Source organism: Symbiopectobacterium sp. RP (genome assembly GCF_050472005.1).
Classification (GTDB): domain Bacteria; phylum Pseudomonadota; class Gammaproteobacteria; order Enterobacterales; family Enterobacteriaceae; genus Symbiopectobacterium.
Genome location: NZ_JBGOGS010000001.1, coordinates 2619554 through 2638910 on the forward strand (window position 1 = coordinate 2619554; position 19357 = coordinate 2638910).

The 19357-nt window shown below is 49.8% G+C and carries 16 protein-coding genes, 1 tRNA gene and 8 pseudogenes; 10 read left to right on the top strand and 15 right to left on the bottom strand.

Annotated elements, in window-relative coordinates:
• The first annotated feature begins 57 nt into the window (after positions 1-57).
• Positions 58-147, top strand: a tRNA-Ser gene (locus tag ACD630_RS17420).
• Here the strand turns inward: ACD630_RS17420 and ACD630_RS17425 are convergent.
• On the bottom strand, positions 139-429 hold the full coding sequence (locus ACD630_RS17425; RefSeq protein ID WP_430359800.1) for a hypothetical protein: 291 nt from the start codon (positions 427-429) through the stop codon (positions 139-141). The genes ACD630_RS17420 and ACD630_RS17425 overlap by 9 nt on opposite strands.
• A gap of 274 nt (positions 430-703) precedes the next feature.
• Positions 704-871: a ribosome modulation factor gene (gene rmf / locus ACD630_RS17430; protein ID WP_195312963.1), complete on the bottom strand. Its 168-nt coding sequence runs from the start codon at positions 869-871 to the stop codon at positions 704-706.
• A gap of 301 nt (positions 872-1172) precedes the next feature.
• Between rmf and ACD630_RS17435 the strand changes: the two genes are divergently transcribed.
• Positions 1173-1805: an IS630 transposase-related protein gene (locus ACD630_RS17435; protein WP_430359801.1), complete on the top strand. Its 633-nt coding sequence runs from the start codon at positions 1173-1175 to the stop codon at positions 1803-1805.
• Positions 1806-1818: 13 nt separating this feature from the next.
• Here ACD630_RS17435 and ACD630_RS17440 read toward each other — a convergent pair.
• Positions 1819-3020, bottom strand: a pseudogene (locus tag ACD630_RS17440) (IS256 family transposase).
• Positions 3021-3133: 113 nt separating this feature from the next.
• Here ACD630_RS17440 and ACD630_RS17445 point away from each other — a divergent pair.
• Positions 3134-3406 (top strand): transposase, encoded by a 273-nt coding sequence (locus tag ACD630_RS17445; protein WP_430360119.1) that lies wholly within the window; start codon positions 3134-3136, stop codon positions 3404-3406.
• A 34-nt stretch (positions 3407-3440) separates the two neighbouring features.
• On the opposite strand, the pseudogene ACD630_RS17450 reads toward ACD630_RS17445, so the two are convergent.
• Positions 3441-4413, bottom strand: a pseudogene (locus tag ACD630_RS17450) (MBL fold metallo-hydrolase).
• A gap of 134 nt (positions 4414-4547) precedes the next feature.
• Between ACD630_RS17450 and ACD630_RS17455 the strand changes: the two are divergent.
• Positions 4548-5459 (top strand): LysR family transcriptional regulator, encoded by a 912-nt coding sequence (locus tag ACD630_RS17455; RefSeq protein WP_430359802.1) that lies wholly within the window; start codon positions 4548-4550, stop codon positions 5457-5459.
• Positions 5460-5467: 8 nt separating this feature from the next.
• Here ACD630_RS17455 and ACD630_RS17460 read toward each other — a convergent pair whose 3' ends face one another.
• Positions 5468-6391: a LysR family transcriptional regulator gene (locus ACD630_RS17460; RefSeq protein ID WP_430360120.1), complete on the bottom strand. Its 924-nt coding sequence runs from the start codon at positions 6389-6391 to the stop codon at positions 5468-5470.
• A 405-nt stretch (positions 6392-6796) separates the two neighbouring features.
• On the opposite strand from ACD630_RS17460, the gene ACD630_RS17465 reads away from it, so the two are divergent.
• On the top strand, positions 6797-7141 hold the full coding sequence (locus tag ACD630_RS17465; RefSeq protein ID WP_430359803.1) for an IS630 transposase-related protein: 345 nt from the start codon (positions 6797-6799) through the stop codon (positions 7139-7141).
• A gap of 45 nt (positions 7142-7186) precedes the next feature.
• A complete protein-coding gene (locus ACD630_RS17470) occupies positions 7187-7324 on the top strand; it encodes a transposase (RefSeq protein WP_430360121.1) in 138 nt (45 codons plus the stop codon).
• Positions 7325-7398: 74 nt separating this feature from the next.
• Here ACD630_RS17470 and ACD630_RS17475 read toward each other — a convergent pair.
• The 4 genes and pseudogenes from ACD630_RS17475 to ACD630_RS17490 all read right to left on the bottom strand — a co-directional run.
• Positions 7399-8481: pseudogene (locus ACD630_RS17475) on the bottom strand (IS256 family transposase); the annotation flags it as partial.
• Between the two features lie 17 nt (positions 8482-8498).
• Positions 8499-8690, bottom strand: coding sequence for a transposase (locus ACD630_RS17480; protein WP_430359251.1), 192 nt, complete (start codon positions 8688-8690; stop codon positions 8499-8501).
• A pseudogene (locus ACD630_RS17485) lies at positions 8687-8953 on the bottom strand (transposase); the annotation flags it as partial. The gene ACD630_RS17480 and the pseudogene ACD630_RS17485, both read right to left, overlap by 4 nt.
• Positions 8954-8959: 6 nt before the next feature.
• Positions 8960-9304, bottom strand: a complete 345-nt coding sequence (locus ACD630_RS17490; protein ID WP_430359804.1) for an IS630 transposase-related protein — start codon at positions 9302-9304, stop codon at positions 8960-8962.
• A 219-nt stretch (positions 9305-9523) separates the two neighbouring features.
• Here ACD630_RS17490 and ACD630_RS17495 point away from each other — a divergent pair, with 219 nt between their 5' ends.
• From ACD630_RS17495 to ACD630_RS17505, 3 genes and pseudogenes are all read left to right on the top strand, one after another.
• Entirely contained in the window at positions 9524-9856 is a 333-nt protein-coding gene (locus tag ACD630_RS17495; protein WP_430359805.1) for a hypothetical protein, read from the top strand.
• Positions 9857-10666: 810 nt separating this feature from the next.
• Positions 10667-12077, top strand: a pseudogene (pykF, locus tag ACD630_RS17500) (pyruvate kinase PykF).
• Positions 12078-12447: 370 nt separating this feature from the next.
• Positions 12448-12684 (top strand): major outer membrane lipoprotein, encoded by a 237-nt coding sequence (locus tag ACD630_RS17505; protein ID WP_195312335.1) that lies wholly within the window; start codon positions 12448-12450, stop codon positions 12682-12684.
• A gap of 203 nt (positions 12685-12887) precedes the next feature.
• Here ACD630_RS17505 and ACD630_RS17510 read toward each other — a convergent pair.
• The 4 genes and pseudogenes from ACD630_RS17510 to ACD630_RS17525 form a co-directional block, all read right to left on the bottom strand.
• Positions 12888-13911 (bottom strand): annotated as a pseudogene (locus ACD630_RS17510) (L,D-transpeptidase family protein).
• Between the two features lie 285 nt (positions 13912-14196).
• Positions 14197-14352 (bottom strand): annotated as a pseudogene (locus ACD630_RS17515) (SufE family protein); the annotation flags it as partial.
• A gap of 88 nt (positions 14353-14440) precedes the next feature.
• Positions 14441-14596 (bottom strand): annotated as a pseudogene (locus tag ACD630_RS17520) (iron-sulfur cluster biosynthesis family protein); the annotation flags it as partial.
• Positions 14597-14689: 93 nt separating this feature from the next.
• The gene (locus tag ACD630_RS17525) at positions 14690-14818 is read right to left on the bottom strand and encodes a hypothetical protein (protein WP_430359806.1); all 129 of its coding nucleotides are present in this window, start codon (positions 14816-14818) and stop codon (positions 14690-14692) included.
• Positions 14819-15258: 440 nt separating this feature from the next.
• Here ACD630_RS17525 and ACD630_RS17530 point away from each other — a divergent pair, with 440 nt between their 5' ends.
• Positions 15259-15660, top strand: coding sequence for a hypothetical protein (locus tag ACD630_RS17530; RefSeq protein ID WP_430359807.1), 402 nt, complete (start codon positions 15259-15261; stop codon positions 15658-15660).
• A gap of 57 nt (positions 15661-15717) precedes the next feature.
• On the opposite strand, the gene ACD630_RS17535 is transcribed toward ACD630_RS17530, so the two are convergent.
• Together ACD630_RS17535 and ydiJ are read right to left on the bottom strand one after the other, a co-directional pair.
• A complete protein-coding gene (locus ACD630_RS17535; protein WP_430359808.1) occupies positions 15718-16134 on the bottom strand; it encodes a hotdog fold thioesterase in 417 nt (138 codons plus the stop codon).
• Positions 16135-16146: 12 nt separating this feature from the next.
• Positions 16147-19203: a D-2-hydroxyglutarate dehydrogenase YdiJ gene (gene ydiJ / locus ACD630_RS17540; RefSeq protein ID WP_430359809.1), complete on the bottom strand. Its 3057-nt coding sequence runs from the start codon at positions 19201-19203 to the stop codon at positions 16147-16149.
• Positions 19204-19357 lie beyond the last annotated feature (154 nt).

Genomic DNA, 19357 nt, shown 5'->3' on the forward strand with positions numbered 1-19357 from the left:
CCGGCAATTTACCTACATTAGCGCCCGTCGCCGCAGCATACTGATGGCGAACAATCCGGTGAGGTGTCCGAGTGGCTGAAGGAGCACGCCTGGAAAGTGTGTATACGTGAAAACGTATCGAGGGTTCGAATCCCTCCCTCACCGCCAGCTAAAAACATTCACTGCCGTAGCTGCGCTTACATAATATTGTTTTATCAATCCAGTTAACCTTTCTTTCGCCTTGCCGTTGATGCGACGATTAAAAATCGGCTTGATTGAAGTGATAGCCAACTGCTCTGCTTTTCGTTTCTTGCACGTGTATTTACAGTAAGTGGTATGGAGGGGGAACATGCCGTTTGGAATATCGATACCCGCACGACCGAGCATCAATATTGCTGAGGATAAGTTCTTCACAAAAAACACCGCTCTCTTGACCGTTTCCTTTCTCATTTAATAGCATGCTGTTGATTCATCGCTATGAGACAAAACATCTTCTCTCTGTGCGCTTTGACTTATTATAGCCAACCGACTTAAAAATGATTACAGCCAATGCCCTGATATGTGGCAAAAAAATACAGCTAATTGTTATCAAAATAATGTCGCTTGGCTATACGCTTCGCTGCACGACACGTTGTATATCCTGTGGCTTGCTTTAAAAGCAAAAACCTCCGCAAATGTGCGGAGGTCATTAAGGACAAATCAATGAGACCGGTACAAAAGGAGACTACGCTGTAACCGCCCTGTCCTCCATGGCTTGCCGCCAGCCTCCCAACCATTCAGATCGGGCATTAATAGATTGATAAGGACAAAGTTCCTTTGACTTTCCGGAAAGTCCTGCTTGATAGCCGCGCGATTGCGCCCGTTCCAAACGATCTCGTTTCTGTCTCTTCATGCCTCATTTCCCTCATTATTCATCTGGTGGAAAGAAAACAGTGAGTGCTTTTCGAGCACCCACAGGGTATCAATAGCGATTCTGGGCACGAAGGTCAAGGCTAAAAATTCACTATCCTGCCACATTAATGCTATATGCTTCGCAGCGAACGTTATCTCCGGTATGCATAACGGTTGATCTTCGGGAAGTTTTTCCTCAGGTCTTTACCCCATAGAAAAAAGGGCTTGCTATTCTTTTATTTGAACCCGCGAAAATAGGAATATTCTTATATAAACGACTTAATTTTGATTACATTATTTAAATGAGCTATTCAATTGATTTTAGACGTAAAGTGATATCTACACGGGAAGAAGAAGGGTTGAGTATCCGAGAAACAGTGAAGCAATTTCGGATTGGCCCTGCCTCTGTATCGCGTTGGATTAATCAAATAGCGTCAAAAGCATTGACCACGCGTCAGCGAAAGAGCGATAAATCCGAGTTGATAAAAGATGTTGAACCATATCCAGATGCTTACCAAAAAGAACGTGCAGAGCGTTTTGGCGTTTGTCAGAAGGCCATTTGGCAAGCTCTTAAAAAGCTGGGATTGACCTATAAAAAAACGCTACGTCATCCGAAAGCCGACGAAAGCGCCCGGCAAGCATTTCAACAAAAAATACAACAGTATGAAAAAGAATGTAAACCTATTGTTTTTATTGATGAAAGTGGTTTTCCACACGATACCCCACGGACTCACGGCTATTCCCCAAAAGGTCAACGGTGTTTTGGCCTGAAGAACAGAGGAGCCAAGGGAAGAACAAATGTTATCGGCGCTTTGAGCCTGTTTAAGATTTTGTGTAAATGCCTTTCCTCAGAAGTGACCGTCAAGACGGTCACCGAACTCGATAATATAGCCAACCGACTTAAAAATGATTACAGCCAATGCCCTGATATGTGACAAAAAAATACAGCTAATTGTTATCAAAATAATGTCGCTTTGCTATAAAGCGACTCATTGCCATACGCCAGTCCTGTAAGGGCATCGTCCATTTCTGTGATGCCGCCTGGATTGCCAGCCATACGACCTTCTTCACCGAGTCATCAGTCGGGAACACCTTGCGTTTCTTGATTGCATGCCGGAGCACGCTGTTCAGTGATTCTATAGCGTTCGTCGTGTAGATTACCTTGCGAAGTTCCTGCGGGTACGAGAAGAATGTCGACAGGTTGGCCCAGTTTGACTGCCAGCTCCGGCTTATCTGCGGATAGCGGTGATCCCATGTCCCACCGAACGTCTCCAGCGCCTGAAGCGCGGCCTCTTCGGTTGGAGCCTGATACACTGCTTTGAGGTCGCGTGTTACCGCCTTATAGTCCTTCCAGGCAACGAAGCGCAGACTGTTGCGCACCATGTGCACGATGCACAACTGGATGCGGGCTTCCGGGTAGACCGTGTTGATGGCATCCGGGAACCCTTTCAGGCCGTCCACACAGCCAATGAGGATGTCGGTCAGGCCACGGTTTTTCAGTTCTCTCAGCACGTTCAGCCAGAACTTTGCGCCTTCATTTTCGCCAGCCACATCCCCAGTAGCTCTTTCTGGCCTTCGATATTGATACCCAGCGCCAGGAACACAGACTTATTGATAACGCGGCTGTCCTGCCGGACTTTCAGAACGATACAGTCAAGGTAAACAATGGGATAAACCGCATCCAGGGGGCTGTTTTGCCATTCAACAACCTGCTCCATAACGGCATCGGTGACCTTCGATACCAAGGCGGGTGAGACATCCGCGTCATACAGTTCTTTGAACGCAGCGGCAATTTCGCGGGTGGTCATCCCTTTGGCATACAACGATAAAATCTGGTTATCCATCCCGGTGAGCCGGGTCTGGTTCTTCTTCACCAGTTGCGGTTCAAAGGAAGCATCACGATCACGTGGTGTACGCAGTTCCAGCGGATCATCGCCGGTGGTAACAGTCTTTGTGGAGTAGCCATTGCACGTGTTAGTTCCAGATTTGGACTGGGGCTTCTCATGCCCGAGGTGATGGGTCATTTCAGCATTAAGGGCAGCTTCAACACTGATCTTTTTCAGCAGGCGATCAAACGGGTTGAGAGCGTCAGGGGTTTTGAGATTTTTGGCCAGCTCGTTAGCCAGAGCCTGTAACTGTTTTTCGTCCATAAAGTAACCTGCTTTTGATGTTGGATTGAACATATCAAAACCAGGCAATTACACAATCTCGTGTACAGGCTCCTTTATTAGGCACAACGCTGTTTGCTATCGGATTATTTGATATCAATATTAACAGCGATGTTTTCTATTCCTGGGTCACACAAGTCCTTATCCCAGTACTCCCTAAAAACAGTGTAGTTGTGATGGACAATGCAACTTTTCACAAAAAACATAATATTCCACAAGTCATCATCGATGCAGGGTATATGGTGGAGTATTTGCCTACATATTCGCCATATCTTAACCCCATTGAGCATAAATGGGCACAAGCAAAAAGTAAAAAAAGAGAGAGTGGTTGCGATACAGAGATTTTGTTCTCAGTCCATATAGTGTAATCAAAATTAAGTCGCTTAGCTATATAGTATAGGGTTACTGCGGCCATTTCATTTCACCTTTAAGCACTTTGGCACTCAGTTCCAGGCTGGACTCTTCGTGCAGGTCGGGGTACTGCTTTTTCATGGTATCGATCAGCGCAGCAGAATCTTTACTGGTAGCCAGCGCTTTTTCCAGCGTGTTCAGGTATAGCAAACCGACTTAAAAATGATTACAACAGATGCCCTGATATGCGGCAAAAAAGCATAGCTGGCTGTTATCAAAATAATGTCGGTTGGCTATATTGCAGGCTGAACGTGACGCTGCTCAGGCTGTAATCCATCGGCGGCAGGAAGTGACCCGGTACCACTTGTTTCGGTTTTAACTGCTCAATCTGTTGTAACGTCTGACGCCAGTCAGCGCGAGATTGTGGCGTTTGGGTATCGGCAATCCACAGGTGGATATTAGCGGAAACCGGAATCCCTCCCACCACGGTGCTCATCGACGGGATCCACACAAAAGTGCGATCCGGCGTAGGCCCTGTCAGGCCTTTCACTTCCAACTTCTGACCGTCAACGGTGAAGCTGTCACCCTTCAATGGCGTTGGCACGATAATCTTTTGCGGTGCATTCTCTTTCATGATCGGGCCCCAGTAGGCGACTTTACCCGCCTAGCTGGCTTCGATCGCCGCGATGGTTGCCGGGGTGGCAATCACTTTTGCGTCTAGGAAGGCGGCCTTGATCACATCCAGAGCGAAATAATAGTCCGGATCGGAATGGCTGATATAAATGGTTTTCAGCGGCTTGCCAGTGGCTTTAATGCGACCCACCAACGTTTGTGCGTCGTTACGTTGGAACTGAGCGTCAATCAGTGTCACTTCATGTTCAGCAACAATCAGCGCGGATGATACCGGGAAAATACTGGCTTCAGCGGGGTTAAAGACTTCAAGCTTCAACGGAGAGGCGGCGTGAGCCACGGTAGTCATGCTCAGGATGGCGGCAGCAACCAGCGTTAAGGTAGATTTTTTCATAGCAGAAATTCCATTCATTATTCGTTAAAAGTTCGATTCGTTTAAAAGTACGCAACGGGGGCTATCTTAAGTTGCAATTATCGTAATAAAAATGGCTAAATGCTGGTTTCTCTGTTGCATAAATCGAACTAATCATGGATCGCATCACTGCTGCTGAAGTGTTTGTCGCTATTGTTGAACGAGGGAGCATGAGCGCTGCCGCCGAGCTATTGGATATGTCGCGCGCTATGGTGAGCCGCTACCTGAATGAAATGGAAACTTGGGCGCAGGCTCGTTTGCTGCATCGCACCACGCGTAAATTGAGTCTAACCGATGCGGGGGAGAAAACCTTGCAACGCTGTCGTGAGATGTTGGCGCTGGCGGGAGATATGCGGGTGGAAAATGCCTCGGATGTGGCGTCTATCGGCGGACTGCTGCGTGTCAGCTGCTCTCAATCCCTTGGACAAACATCGCTGGGGGTGGCGGTCACGGCATTTTTGCAACGCCATCCGCGCGTGGCGGTGGATATGCAGATGAATAACCGTGCGATCAATCTGGTAGAAGATCGCATTGATCTAGCCCTGCGTATCACCAATGCACTCGATCCCAACCTGATTGCTCGCCCGCTCGGCCAGTGTGCCTCCGTGCTGTGCGCTGCGCCCTCTTACCTGGCAAAACAGGAAATGCCGCGTCAATTGAGCGATCTTTCGCTGCACAACTGTCTGACCTACACCTACTTTGGCAAAAGCCTGTGGAATTTTACCCATGAAAATGAGCCGGTTACCGTGCCCGTGAGCGGCAATCTGAGCGGCAACGAATCGCTAGTGCTGCTATCCAGCGCGCTGGAAGGTGCGGGCATCACACTGCAACCGCGCTACTCGGTTCAACGCTATCTTGCCATCGGCGCGCTGGTACAGCTGCTGACAGAGTACCGACCGCAGGATATGGGTATCTACGGCATCTACGCGTCTCGTCAATATATGCCGCCTGCACTGCGTGCGTTGCTGGACTTTTTGGTACACTGGTTCGCCCATGAGCCGCGCTGGCAGGCGCTGAAAGCGGAATAGTGAGCCACTCAGAGCACCAGCACCGCCTCCAACTGTTCGGCAATGCCTGCCGTATAGCGCGTTAGATGGGCGATCACGGTATCCACCAGCGCGGAGGCTGGGCGGTGCAGTGGGCGAATCATGCTGACGGTAAAAGGCACCGCGATGCTGAACGGGCGCACCACCACGCCGGAGGCAGCGTAATCCAAAGCAGTGAGCGGGTTGACGATAGAAATGCCAACACCGGCGCGCACCATGGCGCACACTGATGCTGCGCTGTGGGTTTCCAGCACCATATCACGCGCTATCCCGGCGCTATCAAACAGTTTGTCCAGCAGTTGGCGATAGCTATCGCTACTTGAAAGGCTGATAAATCGCTCATGGCGAAAATCTTCTGGCGTCAGTATCTGACGCGCGCCTAAACGGTGCTGTGTGGGCAGCACGCACACTTCGTTCAACGTCAGCAGGGTGTGGCGCTCGGTGCCTGCGGGCGTCACGCTGTTCTCCGTCAACCCCAGATCGTGGCGCTGTGCTGACAGCCACTCTTCCAGCAGCGGCGATTCCTGAGGTATGACGTGCAGGCTGAGTGAGGGATAGCTGTCCAGCAACGGTTTGCATATGTTAGGAAGCAGGGACTGAGAAAATACCGGCAGGCAGGCGATAGAAAGCTGTGCCTGTTCAAAACGTCGAATGTCGTGCGCGGCATTGATGATGCGATCCAACCCGTAGTAGGAGCGTTGCACCTCTTCGAACAGTTGCAACCCCTGCGCCGTCGGGTGAAGGCGGCCGCGTACCCGCTCGAACAACGGCATCTGCACCAGATGCTCGAAGCGTGCCAGCTCACGGCTTACGGTGGGTTGCGAGGTATTGAGCAACGCAGCTGCCTCGGTGAGGTTACCGGTGGTCATGACGGCATGAAAAATTTCAATGTGGCGCAGTGAAATGGTCGGCATCGTGGCCTCGGTCGTGGTTGCCTCGCTAACCAATATCATAAATGAATAGCTTGGCCGGAATTTATTTATTTTTTCACCAAATGCGGAGGGAATCGCGCTTGGTGGTTGTTCAATCAATCGCGAAGCACATTTTCTGCGGTTAATGTCACATGAGGGTAATGTTATCACTGTGGTTCACAGCCTCTGAATCGATGAAGCCATGAGGCTGAACTATCATCGAGTTACTGCGCTTCATGCAGGCGCATTTCACCAGAATTAAACACCGATATCGCGCAATGTGCACCATGACGGGGAATGTCGAGCTTGGCCCGATGGGTATGTTCTCGTCCCACCTTGCGCTGACATGCGGTTGTCATACACCGGACATATATAGCAAAACGACTTAATTTTGATTACATTATTTAAATGAGCTATTCAATTGATTTTAGACGTAAAGTGATATCTACACGGGAAGAAGAAGGGTTGAGTATCCGAGAAACAGCGAAGCAATTTCGGATTGGCCCTGCCTCTGTATCGCGTTGGATTAATCAAATAGCGTCAAAAGCATCGACCAGGCGTCAGCGAAAGAGCGATAAATCCGAGTTGATAAAAGATGTTGAACCATATACAGATGCTTACCAAAAAGAACCTGCAGAGCGTTTTGGCGTTTGTCAGAAGGCCATTTGGCAAGCTCTTAAAAAGCTGGGATTGACCTATAAAAAAACGCTACGTCATCCGAAAGCCGACGAAAGCGCCCGGCAAGCATTTTAACAAAAAATACAACAGTATGAAAAAGAAGGTAAACCTATTGTTTTTATTGATGAAAGTGGTTTTCTACACGATACCACACGGACTCACGGCTATTCCCCAAAAGGTCAACGGTGTTTTGGCCTGAAGAACGGGGGAGCCAAGGGAAGAACAAATGTTATCGGCGCTTTATTAGAGCCTGTTTAAGATTTTGTGTAAATGCCTTTCCTCAGAAGTGACCGCCAAGACGGTCACCGAACTCGATAATATAGAAAAACGACTTAAAAATGATTACAACAGATGCCCTGATATGCGGCAAAAAAGCATAGCTGGCTGTTATCAAAATAATGTCGCTTTGCTATAAAGCGACTCATTGCCATACGCCAGTCCTGTAAGGGCATCGTCCATTTCTGTGATGCCCCTTGGATTGCCAGCCATACAACCTTCTTCACTGAGTCATCAGTCGGGAACACCTTGCGTTTCTTGATTGCATGCCGGAGCACGCTGTTCAGTGATTCTATAGCGTTCGTCGTGTAGATTACCTTGCGAAGTTCCTGCGGGTACGAGAAGAATGTCGACAGGTTGGCCCAGTTTGACTGCCAGCTCCGGCTTATCTGCGAATAGCGGTGATCCCATGTCCCACCGAACGTCTCCAGCGCCTGAAGCGCGGCCTCTTCGGTTGGAGCATGATACACTGCTTTGAGGTCGCGTGTTACCGCCTTATAGTCCTTCCAGGCAACGAAGCGCAGACTGTTGCGCACCATGTGCACGATGCACAGCTGGATGCGGGCTTCCTGGTAGACCGTCTTGATGGCATCCGGGAACCCTTTCAGGCCGTCCACACAGGCAATGAGGATGTCGGTCAGGCCACGGTTTTTCAGTTCTGTCAGCACGTTCAGCCAGAACTTTGCACCTTCATTTTCGGCCAGCCACATCCCCAGTAGCTCTTTCTGGCCTTCGATATTGATACCCAGCGCCAGGAACACAGACTTATTGATAACGCGGCTGTCCTGCCGGACTTTCAGAACGATACAGTCAAGGTAAACAATGGGATAAACCGCATCCAGGGGGCGGTTTTGCCATTCAACAACCGGCTCCATAACGGCATCGGTGACCTTCTATACTAGGGCGAGTGAGACATCCGCGTCATACAGTTCTTTGAACGCAGCGGCAATTTCGCGGGTGGTCATCCCTTTGGCATACAACGATAAAATCTGGTTATCCATCCCGGAGATCCGAGTCTGATTCTTCTTCAGCAGTTGCGGTTCAAAGGAAGCATCACGATCACGTGGTGTACGCAGTTCCAGCGGACCATCGCCGGTGGTAACAGTCTTTGTGGAGTAGCCATTGCGCGTGTTATAGCCAAGCGACTTAATTTTGATTACACCATATGGACTGAGAACAAAATCTCTGTATCGCAACCACTCTCTCTTTTTTTACTTTTTGCTTGTGCCCATTTATGCTCAATGGGGTTAAGATCTGGCGAATATGTAGGCAAATACTCCACCATATACCCTGCATCGATGATGACTTGTTGAATATTATGTTTTTTGTGAAAAGTTGCATTGTCCATTTAGGGAGTACTGGGATAAGGACTTGTGTGACCCAGGAATAGAAAACATCGCTGTTAATATTGATATCAAATAATCCGATAGCAAACAGCGTTGTGCCTAATAACGTGCCGATAACATTTGTTCTTCCCTTGGCTCCCCCGTTCTTCAGGCCAAAACACCGTTGACCTTTTGGGGAATAGCCGTGAGTCCGTGGGGTATTGTGTGGAAAACCACTTTCATCAATAAAAACAATAGGCTTACCTTCTTTTTCATACTGTTGTATTTTTTGTTAAAATGCTTGCCGGGCGCTTTCGTCGGCTTTTGGATGACGTAGCGTTTTTTTATAGGTCAATCCCAGCTTTTTAAGAGCTTGCCAAATGGCCTTCTGACAAACACCAAAACGCTCTGCACGTTCTTTTTGGTAAGCATCTGGATATGGTTCAACATCTTTTATCAACTCGGATTTATCGATCTTTCGCTGACGCGTGGTCGATGCTTTTGACGCTATTTGATTAATCCAACGCAATACAGAGGCAGGGCCAATCCGAAATTGCTTCGCTGTTTCTTGGATACTCAACCCTTCTTCTTCCCGTGTAGATATCACTTTACGTCTAAAATCAATTGAATAGCTCATTTAAATAATGTAATCAAAATTAAGTCGTTTAGCTATATATGAGTGTTCACAGTTTCACTCGAACCAGATTAGCGATAAGCTCATGTTTTTTCTATTTCTTTGGAGTCAGCGTGAAACGCCTGTTATCAACCCTGCTTCTGGCAACGCTCACCGCTTATGCACACGCAGCGCCTGCTGCCACACATCTCACCATGACAACAACATCCCAACAAGACACGGATGCCAGTTTGGCCAAGAAACATCCCAGCGAACTCTATAGCCAACCGACTTAAAAATGATTACATCCAATGCCCTGATATGTGGCAAAAAAATACAGCTAATTGTTATCAAAATAATGTCGCTTGGCTATATCTGTACGCCAAACAACTGCTTGAAACCGGCCATAAGGATGAGGCTGTGACCTGGTTTTATGTTGGTCAATTGCGCTGGTGCTACCATTTACTGGCACACCCCGAACTGCCGCCCGATGGTGAACCTGCGGCAATGGATGCCCTTAATGCAACACTGGGGCAAGCGATCAATGAATGGGCAGGCGGATCGTCCAAAGCCTAGCGCGCAGCGATTAGCAAAGCGCTGGCATGGGATGCCGCTAACTCTACCACCCCCAAAGCGCGGTATGCTGACCAATGGCAGCAGGTGCGTACCGGAGTGACGCAGCTTGATGCTTACCTGCGTGATAATGAAAACCAGATCCGTACGGAACGTCAGGAACGCGGTTTGGAAAACCGGTAAACAGACCTCTTCAGGTTCAACGAACAGAAAACCACACAAAATGCACTCAGGCTGTGTTTTCCAGACCGAAACACAGCCTTTTTTCACTAGCACACCTAGGTATCGCTCATAATCGCAGCAGTCGTTTACCGTAGACTATCCGTGAGCGCAGCGTAAACTCACCACTGTGCAGTTGCGCAATAAAAAGAAAGAAAATGAGGGAAAATGACAAAATCGTTAGTTTTTTTGCGCAAACACAAGAAAACGCGCTATCTTAGCAGCGTAATTATCTTGTTTCCCCATGCGTTATAACTATAATACGAAACGTTGTTTCATTGAATGGTTTCAGCAAATCGACGTGCCGAAAATACTACGATTAGACACTGTTACTGCAAACATAACTCCCCGAGACGCGCTTAAGGTTGAAAGACGCGTTTTACCGGTGGCGAGCGACACGGTTGCAGCATATCACCGCACTCGGCTTACCGCCAGTGGTAACAGGCCACGTCCATCATCTTTCATTCATCGTTACCCGCTACAATTACTATTCGCTCTGGACTCGCAAACACATTCCCTTCGTCGTCCTCGTAGTATCCGATGCCCGCGAACTCATGATTTTTTTATCCATCACAACTTGTAGAAAACACTCGTATGAAAAAGACTAAAATCGTTTGTACTATCGGTCCGAAAACCGAATCAGAGGAAATACTGACCAACATGCTGAATGCAGGCATGAATGTGATGCGTCTTAACTTCTCACACGGGGATTATGCTGAGCACGGGCAGCGTATCAAAAACATGCGCGCGGTCATCGAGAAGACCGGTAAACAAGCCGCTATTCTGCTGGATACCAAAGAGCCAGAAATCCGTACCATGAAACTGGAAAACGGTGCGGACGTTAGCCTAGTTGCAGGCCAGACCTTTACCTTCACCACTGACCAAACGGTTATCGGTAATAAAGAGCGTGTTGCGGTTACCTACGAAGGTTTCTCCACTGACCTGTCCGTCGGCAACACCGTATTGGTGGATGATGGTCTGATTGGTATGGAAGTCACCGCCATTAACAACGGTGAAGTGGTTTGTAAGGTGCTGAACAACGGCGACCTAGGCGAGAAAAAAGGCGTGAACCTGCCGGGCGTATCTATTCAGTTGCCTGCACTGGCTGAAAAAGACAAAAGCGATTTGATCTTCGGCTGTGAGCAAGGCGTTGACTTCGTCGCTGCCTCTTTCATCCGTAAGCGTTCTGACGTCGAAGAGATCCGTGCCCACCTGAACGCCCACGGCGGCGAAAACATCCAGATCATCTCCAAAATTGAAAACCAGGAAGGTCTGAACAACTTTGACGACATCCTAGAAGCGTCTGACGGCATCATGGTTGCCCGTGGTGACCTCGGCGTGGAAATTCCGGTTGAAGAAGTTATCTTCACCCAGAAGATGATGATCGAAAAATGCAACAAAGCACGTAAAGTGGTTATCACTGCCACCCAAATGCTGGACTCCATGATCAAAAAACTGCGCCCAACCCGCGCAGAAGCCGGCGACGTCGCGAACGCCATTATCGATGGTACCGATGCAGTTATGCTGTCTGGCGAAAGCGCCAAAGGGAAATACCCGTTGGAAGCCGTCACCATCATGGCGACCATCTGTCAGCGCACTGACGTGGTGATGAACGCGCGTCTGGATGCACAGCAAGACTCTACCAAAATGCGTATCACCGAAGCGGTATGCCGCGGTGCGGTAGAAACCGCAGAAAAACTGGATGCGCCGTTAATCGTGGTAGCGAGCAGCGGCGGCAAGTCTGCGAAATCCATCCGTAAATACTTCCCGCACGCGCGTATTCTGGCACTGACCACCAATGCCATCACTGCACGTCAAGCTGCTGAGCAAAGGCGTTGACACGCTGCTGGTGAGCGAAATCTCCTCTACCGACGACTTCTATCGCATTGGCAAAGAAGCTGCGCTGAAAAGCGGTTACGCACAGCCTAGCGATGTGGTTGTGATGGTTTCTGGCGCGCTGGTTTCCAGTGGCACCACTAACACGGCATCCGTACACCTCCTCTGATCGTTTACACTGGCCGTTGCCGTTAACTGTGCGACAGCCAGTCAACGCGCGATCGGGAGTGAATAAATGGCCGATAGTAAAAAAGCGCCGTAAATGGCGCTTTTTTATATTTTTATGTTATCAATCGACTACACTCAGTAAATAAGCACTATTCCGATCCACCTATTTCCGCAGAATATATCCCCAATTCGCATCATAAAATACCGCTGTTTTCACTCCTTTTTTAACTGCTCTGTAAAACTCGCTGCTTCTTTGAGCGAACGATCAAAATTAAGCATGTTCTCATCAAAAATTTATTCTCATTAGAAAAAGCTTTGTGTAATACTTGTAACGCTACATGGAGATTAACTCAATCTAGAGGGTATTAAGAATGAATCGTACTAAACTGGTACTGGGCGCGGTAATCTTGGGTTCTACTCTGCTGGCGGGCTGCTCCAGCAATGCTAAAATTGACCAGCTGTCTTCTGACGTTCAGACTCTGAACGCTAAAGTTGATCAGCTGAGCAACGACGTGAACGCAATCCGCGCTGATGTACAGGCTGCTAAAGATGACGCAGCTCGTGCTAACCAGCGTCTGGACAACCAAGTTCGTACTTACAAAAAGTAAGAATTGCTTAAGTAGTGAAAATGGCGCACAGTGTGCGCCATTTTTTTGCCTGCCCTTTTGCCTATTCAGCACATGTCACTAACGCCTCCCGCAACCCGCTGACGCACATCACAAGATTCAGAAAATCTGGCATTGAGAACAACATGTTCCGGTTTTCACCGAGGAGTGGCGTTAAAACGCGCTCAACGGTGGCTGAGCGCGTTTTAACGATGTATTAGTAAGATGTTCACAGAAGAGATAGGCGCAGCCTGATGCGTCTCAGGCGCTGTTAGCGCAGGTTCCTGAAAATGCTCGACGCTTTGTCCGGCGCTGACCAGAATCGGCATCCCGGAACGGCGTACAATAGCATCGGCCACTATTTGGCTATCCGTTTCCGCCGCATGGATAAAGCTCTGAATCTGTTTATTCAGCGGAATTGCCATGGTTTGTGGATCGTCCTTGGACGTTTTAGACAGTGGCTGATGCACTTCAATGTAACGCTTGCCGTCAGGCTCCACCGAGGTTTTCACCGCGTCATTGATGATCTGCACTCGGGTGCCTACCGGTACGTTATTAAACAACCATTCAATGTCATCGGCACGCAGACGTATACAGCCGGAACTGACACGCATATCCAATACCGAAGTTAGCATTGGTGCCGTGCAGCAAATACCACCCCCCATGGGTCGCCAGACGCAGGGCATGCAGCCCCATCGGATTATCCTGCCCCGCCGGGACAACCGCCGGAAGTTTGATGCCCTCTTCTTCCAAATAACGCTTACGGATGTTAGCCGTCGGCGTCCAGGTCGGATTGGCACGTTTTTCGCTGACCGACGTGACCATCAACGGGGTGTTACGCCCCTGCTGACCGATACCGATCGGGAAAACAATGACGGTGCCCGTCCCTTTCGGGTAATAGTAGAGACGCAACTCAGCCAGATTGACGACAATGCCCTCGCGCGGCGTATCCGGCAGCAGCATCTGCGTTGGGATGGTCAAGGTGGAACCCGGCGTTGGCAAATAGGGATCGGTGCCAGGATTGGCTTCCAGCATATTCAACAGGCCGATTTTGAAATCAGACGCAATCGCTTCCAGCGGCCGACCATCATGGGGCACCGGGTAGGCAATGTTCTCACCGATCAGTCGGCTGCCCACAGGGGGCAATGGGTATTCGGTGGTGCTCACCGCCGAGCTTCCTACAAGGTAGGTCGCCAGTACCATACCCAAAAGTGTAAACATACGCTTCATACGAAAATCTCTACAGGTTGACGTTATTATTCGTTTGTCATTGATACCAGCAGGGGCCTGAATGCGGCTACTTCCGTCGGATTCTGCAAGTGTAGCATGCCAAAAATACCCTCAGGTTTTATTTGCTAATCAATGCGTTAATATGCAGTTCTTGACAAAGCACCACGACAAAATAAAAGGAGTTTCTGGTAATAACCAGTGGGGTAATCTGAAAAACCAAGCAGCTGGCGCACACACGCCGTGCTTGAGTGAACCAGCCCGCAGTAAACAGGCTGGTTGGCAGGATCAGGGCAAGGTAGACGCTTTGACGCGAATGGCGCGCAGCATCGCTTCCAGCCCCTGTGAGCGAGATGGCGTTAAATGCTGGCTCAGCGCCAGTTCCGCAAAGAAAGGTCGCACGTCAAGTGCCAGCACTTGCTGCGCCGTCAATCCCTGATATAGCCAAGCGACATTATTTTGATAACAATTAGCTGTATTTTTTTGCCACATATCAGGGCATTGGCTGTAATCATTTTTAAGTCGGTTGGCTATAATCCAGTTCGGTGCCATCGATAAAAGGCATCGCCTTTAAAGGGACGTACAGGTGTGCGCCCTCGCGCTCGAACACCAGATCACCCGCATCCGGTGCGTTGACCAGATCCAGTACATAACCAAACTCTGCACATCCTGATTGCTTGACGCTCAAACGCATAGCCAAGCGACATTATTTTGATAACAATTAGCTGTATTTTTTTCCACATATCAGGGCATTGGCTGTAATCATTTTTAAATCGGTTGTCTATAACCCTTTCACCGTGTCATCAGACTGGACAAGACGCAGGATTTGTTGAGCGGCACTGGCCGTCAGCGTCAACCCTTTCCAGGTATTCTCATCCAGTGAAAATGTTTCTACGTTTCCCGTTTGCATCCGCCGTATCTCGTTTCAGAAAAGCTCTGTCTGAGCCTAATGTTAGTGATAATGATTATTGCTTCAACCTCTTGTTTCGCAGGTGTATTTGTAACATTTCAGCGGCGCCTGAAAAAAACCGTTTTTTTGCCGGCCCACACGTTTATAGACTAACAATAAAAAAATAACCTGTTGATATAAAATAACTAATTTACCATCACGTGACATACCAACTAATTAACATCAACATATTGTTATCATAATTATAATATTCATAGACAATAACTATTTTTAAAACAGGAAAAATAGTGACCGATTTTATGGTTTGATTGCGCAATTATTGACCATAAAAAGTCCTATCAGGCCGTATACTTTTTTTTCTCTATTACGAGGCGATAGCTTGATCCCGATGAACATTAGAAATATGATAATGATTATCATTAATATCCATGGTGATCCCTATGCAATCCGTGAATGCCTGGCTACAGCATCAGATTGATGAGTACAAATTCTTGATCAGGGATGTCACCGTAGATTTTTATATGGCCGAAGCACGGTTGAATCAGCAGGAAAGCCATATCGATCACCTGCGCCGCTACCATAATTCCTGCATGGAGATGATCGATCTGTGCCGTAAGAACGGCGATGATGAGAGCTACCTGCATGCACTGGTAAAATTACATAACCGTTTGATAAAAGAGATTAATAACGAAGGGCGCTACCATCTCTTCCGCATGCAGAGCTACTATTTTGCACGCAACACGCTAAAGCTGATTTGCCATCAGCTCAGCCTTGAAGGCAGTTGGGATAAGGCCACCGCTTTTCAGACCGATTTTGTACGGCGTGTGCCTTTTTTACCTTGAAGGACGAGACCGCCAGAATGCGCGCCTAACGGCGCACATTCTGCGGTTAGTACCGGATTAAGGTGTTACCACCGCGGTGGTGAGGCGAGACGTGCAGCACAGACGCTGAGTATCGTCGTAAATATCGATTTGCCACACCTGATTACGGCGCCCAACGTGCAGCGCGCGGCACACCCCTAGCACCTCGCCAGAGGTCACAGCGCGTAAATGGTTGGCGTTAATCTCCATCCCGACGACACGCTGTTCCCCTTCGGTACATAGGTAGCCCGCCACGGAGCCGAGCGACTCCGCCAGCACCACCGAAGCCCCGCCGTGCAACAGGCCGAAGGATTGACGCGTGCGCGCATCCACCGGCATCGTACCTTCCAGAGTATCTTCTGCAATACGGGTAAAACGAATCCCCAAGTGCTCCATCATACAGCCTTGGCTGTGCTGATTAATCTGCTCCAGCGTAGCCGGTCTTTTCCACAGCATAACTCTCTCCAGTCAGACGAGATCCAGTAGCGCCTGCAACGGATGACGCAACCCTTGCCCTTCCATCCGCTTCACCTGACTGCGGCAGGAATAGCCGGTTGTCAGGCAGCGTGCAGAGGGTAATTTTTGCAATGCCTGCTGCCAAGACAAGGCGTAAATCCCCTTGGAATCAGTGATGTTTTTACTTTCATGACCATAGGTGCCTGCCATGCCGCAACAGCCAACACTGACATTCTCCAGTCGGGCACCGAAGCGGGCAAAGATATCGGCCCACTGTTTGCTACTGGTCGGCAGCGCAGTGGATTCGGTACAGTGACCAAACAGATACCATGCATCATCGCGCGGCGTGGCCGGGGGCATTCTCGCCGACAGCAGCGGCAGCAGCCACTCATGCACCAGTTGTACCTGAAAATCACCGCGTTTGTCACCCAGAATTTCACGGTATTCATCGCGATAACAGAGCACCAACGCCGGGTCGACGCCAATCATTGGCATGCCCAGCTTGGCAACTCGATTCAGGAAATCCGAGGTTTTGGCTGCGGTTTTAGCAAAACGTGTCAAAAAGCCTTTGATATGCTGCGGCTTACCGTTAGGTGAGAAGGGCAGCAGTACTGGCTTGAGATCCAGTTTTTCCACCAGATGCACCAAATCGGCCACCACTTGCGCATCGTAATAGCTGGTAAACGGGTCCTGCACAATCAGCACATACCGATCGCGGGATGCGGCGGCGACACTTTCCAACCGCTCCAGCGTAGTGGTCATTGCTGGGTGTCCAGCAAATTGCTGGCGCAGCGAGGGGGAAGAGAGTAACGGCAGATCGGTCATACCGATTGTCCGGAGACTCAAGGCGTCAACCAGCGGCATTTTCAGGAAGAAGTTGAAGGTGTTAGGGCTCAGCGCCATCAGCGGCGCGTAACTTTCTACACCGGCCACCAGATAATCACGCGCGGGACGTAAATAGCGCGTGTGGTAAAGCTGGAGGAAACGTGCACGGAATCCCGGAACATCTATCTTGATCGGACATTGGGTTGAACAGGCTTTACAGGCCAGACACCCGGACATGGACGCTTTCACTTCATGAGAGAAGTCATACTCGCCTTTGCGCGCGCGCCAGCTGTTACGCGTCTTTTCAATCAAACCACGCAGGCTGGGCGAGCGTGCGGTCAACGACTGCTCCAGCGCCACCGGATCGATCCCCTGCTCGGCAAGTAAGTGCAGCCATTCGCGTACCAGCGTCGCTCGCCCTTTCGGCGAATGGATACGGTTTCCGCTGATCTTCATGGAAGGACACATCGGACTGTTCACGTCAAAGTTGAAACACAGCCCGTTGCCGTTACACTCCATCGCGCCACGAAACGAAGTACGCACCGCCAGCGGAATACGGCGATCGAAGGTGCCACGCTTATCGGCATCAATACGCATCATCGGCGCATCGACGGCCAACGGCGCGCAAATCTTGCCTGGGTTAAGGCGGTTATCTGGATCGAAGGCGGCTTTGATGCGCCGCAGTTCGTTATACAGTTCTTCGCCAAAAAAGGCCGGACTGTATTCGGCGCGGAACCCTTTACCGTGTTCCCCCCACAGCAGACCGCCATATTTGGCCGTCAGCGCAACAATCTGATCGGAAAGCTGTTTCATCAACATTTCCTGTTGCGGATCGCACATGTCCAAGGCCGGACGCACATGCAGTACGCCCACATCCACGTGACCAAACATGCCGTAGGTCAGATTATGGCTATCGAGCAGCGCACGAAACTCGACAATGTAATCCGCCAAATGCTGCGGCGGCACACAGGTATCTTCCGCAAAGGGGATTGGCTTGGCCTGCCCTTTACTGTTGCCCAGCAGCCCCACTGCTTTTTTACGCATGGCGTAGATACGCTCAATCCCAGCAATATCGTGGCAAATCTGATAGCCGATCACTCCCACTTCATGGGCCGCGAGCGGGCCATCAATGCGCTCGCATAACCCACGTACTTGTGCATCGATCAGCGCTTCATCATCCCCAGCAAACTCAACGATGTTCAGGCCCTGCATATCCTGGCCGGGCACATCCTGAATCAGTTCGCTGACTGAGTGCCAGACGATATCTTCACGCGCCAGATTCAATACGCGGGAATCGACGGTTTCCACCGAAAGCGCCTTGGCTTCCAACATAAAAGGCGCGCTGCGCAGCGCTGAATCGAAGGAATCAAACTTGACGTTGACCAGACGCCTGACCTTAGGCAAGCGCGTAATATCCAGCTTAGCTTCAGTGATAAAGGCCAGCGTCCCCTCAGCGCCCGTCAGGATGCGCGTCAGGTCAAACGCTTGCATATCATCGCTGAACACATGGCGCAGATCGTATCCGGTCAGGAATCGGTTCAGTTTGGGGAATTTATCGAGAATTAGCGCACGCTGGTCGCGACAACGTTCAAAAACGGTGCGATACACACGCCCTATCGGTGAAGATTCTTGCGCCAATTGCTGCGCCAGCGCCACAGGCATCGCCTGAGTATCCAGCATGTCACCTCCCAACAGCACGGCACGCACGCCAAGGACATGGTCCGAGGTTTTGCCGTACACCAGAGAGCCTTGCCCTGAAGCATCAGTGTTGATCATGCCACCAAGGGTGGCGCGGTTACTGGTAGACAGTTCCGGCGCAAAGAAATAGCCGTAAGGTTTGAGGTACTGATTGAGCTGATCTTTGATCACCCCGGCTTCAACGCGAACCCAACCTTCCTCTGGATTGATTTCCAAAATCCGGCTCATGTAGCGGGACATATCCACCACAATACCCTGGTTTAGCGCTTGCCCATTGGTGCCAGTACCGCCGCCACGCGGGGTAAACGTCAGTGCACGGTATGACTCTTGTACTGACAACTGCGCCAGCAGCGCCACGTCTGCGGTAGATCGGGGAAACACCACCGCATCGGGCAACAGCTGATAAATGCTGTTGTCGGTCGACATGGTTAAGCGATCGGCATAGCTGGTGGCGGTATCGCCGGTAAAACCACGTTGCTTCAAAGCATCCAAAAAATTAAGCACCGGCTGAGCCAGCCCTGGTGCATGAGAGATCTGTGGGATCATTATGTGTTGACCCTGTCTGTCGACTAAAAAAATAATTAGCGTGTTGTGAGTGTGTTTATTGTAAAAATCATTGTGCGAATTCGCGGTCTTACGTTTTATCACATTTCGGCGCTATGCGCCGCCATCCTAAGAAAAACTTTTTGCCTAGTGGTCC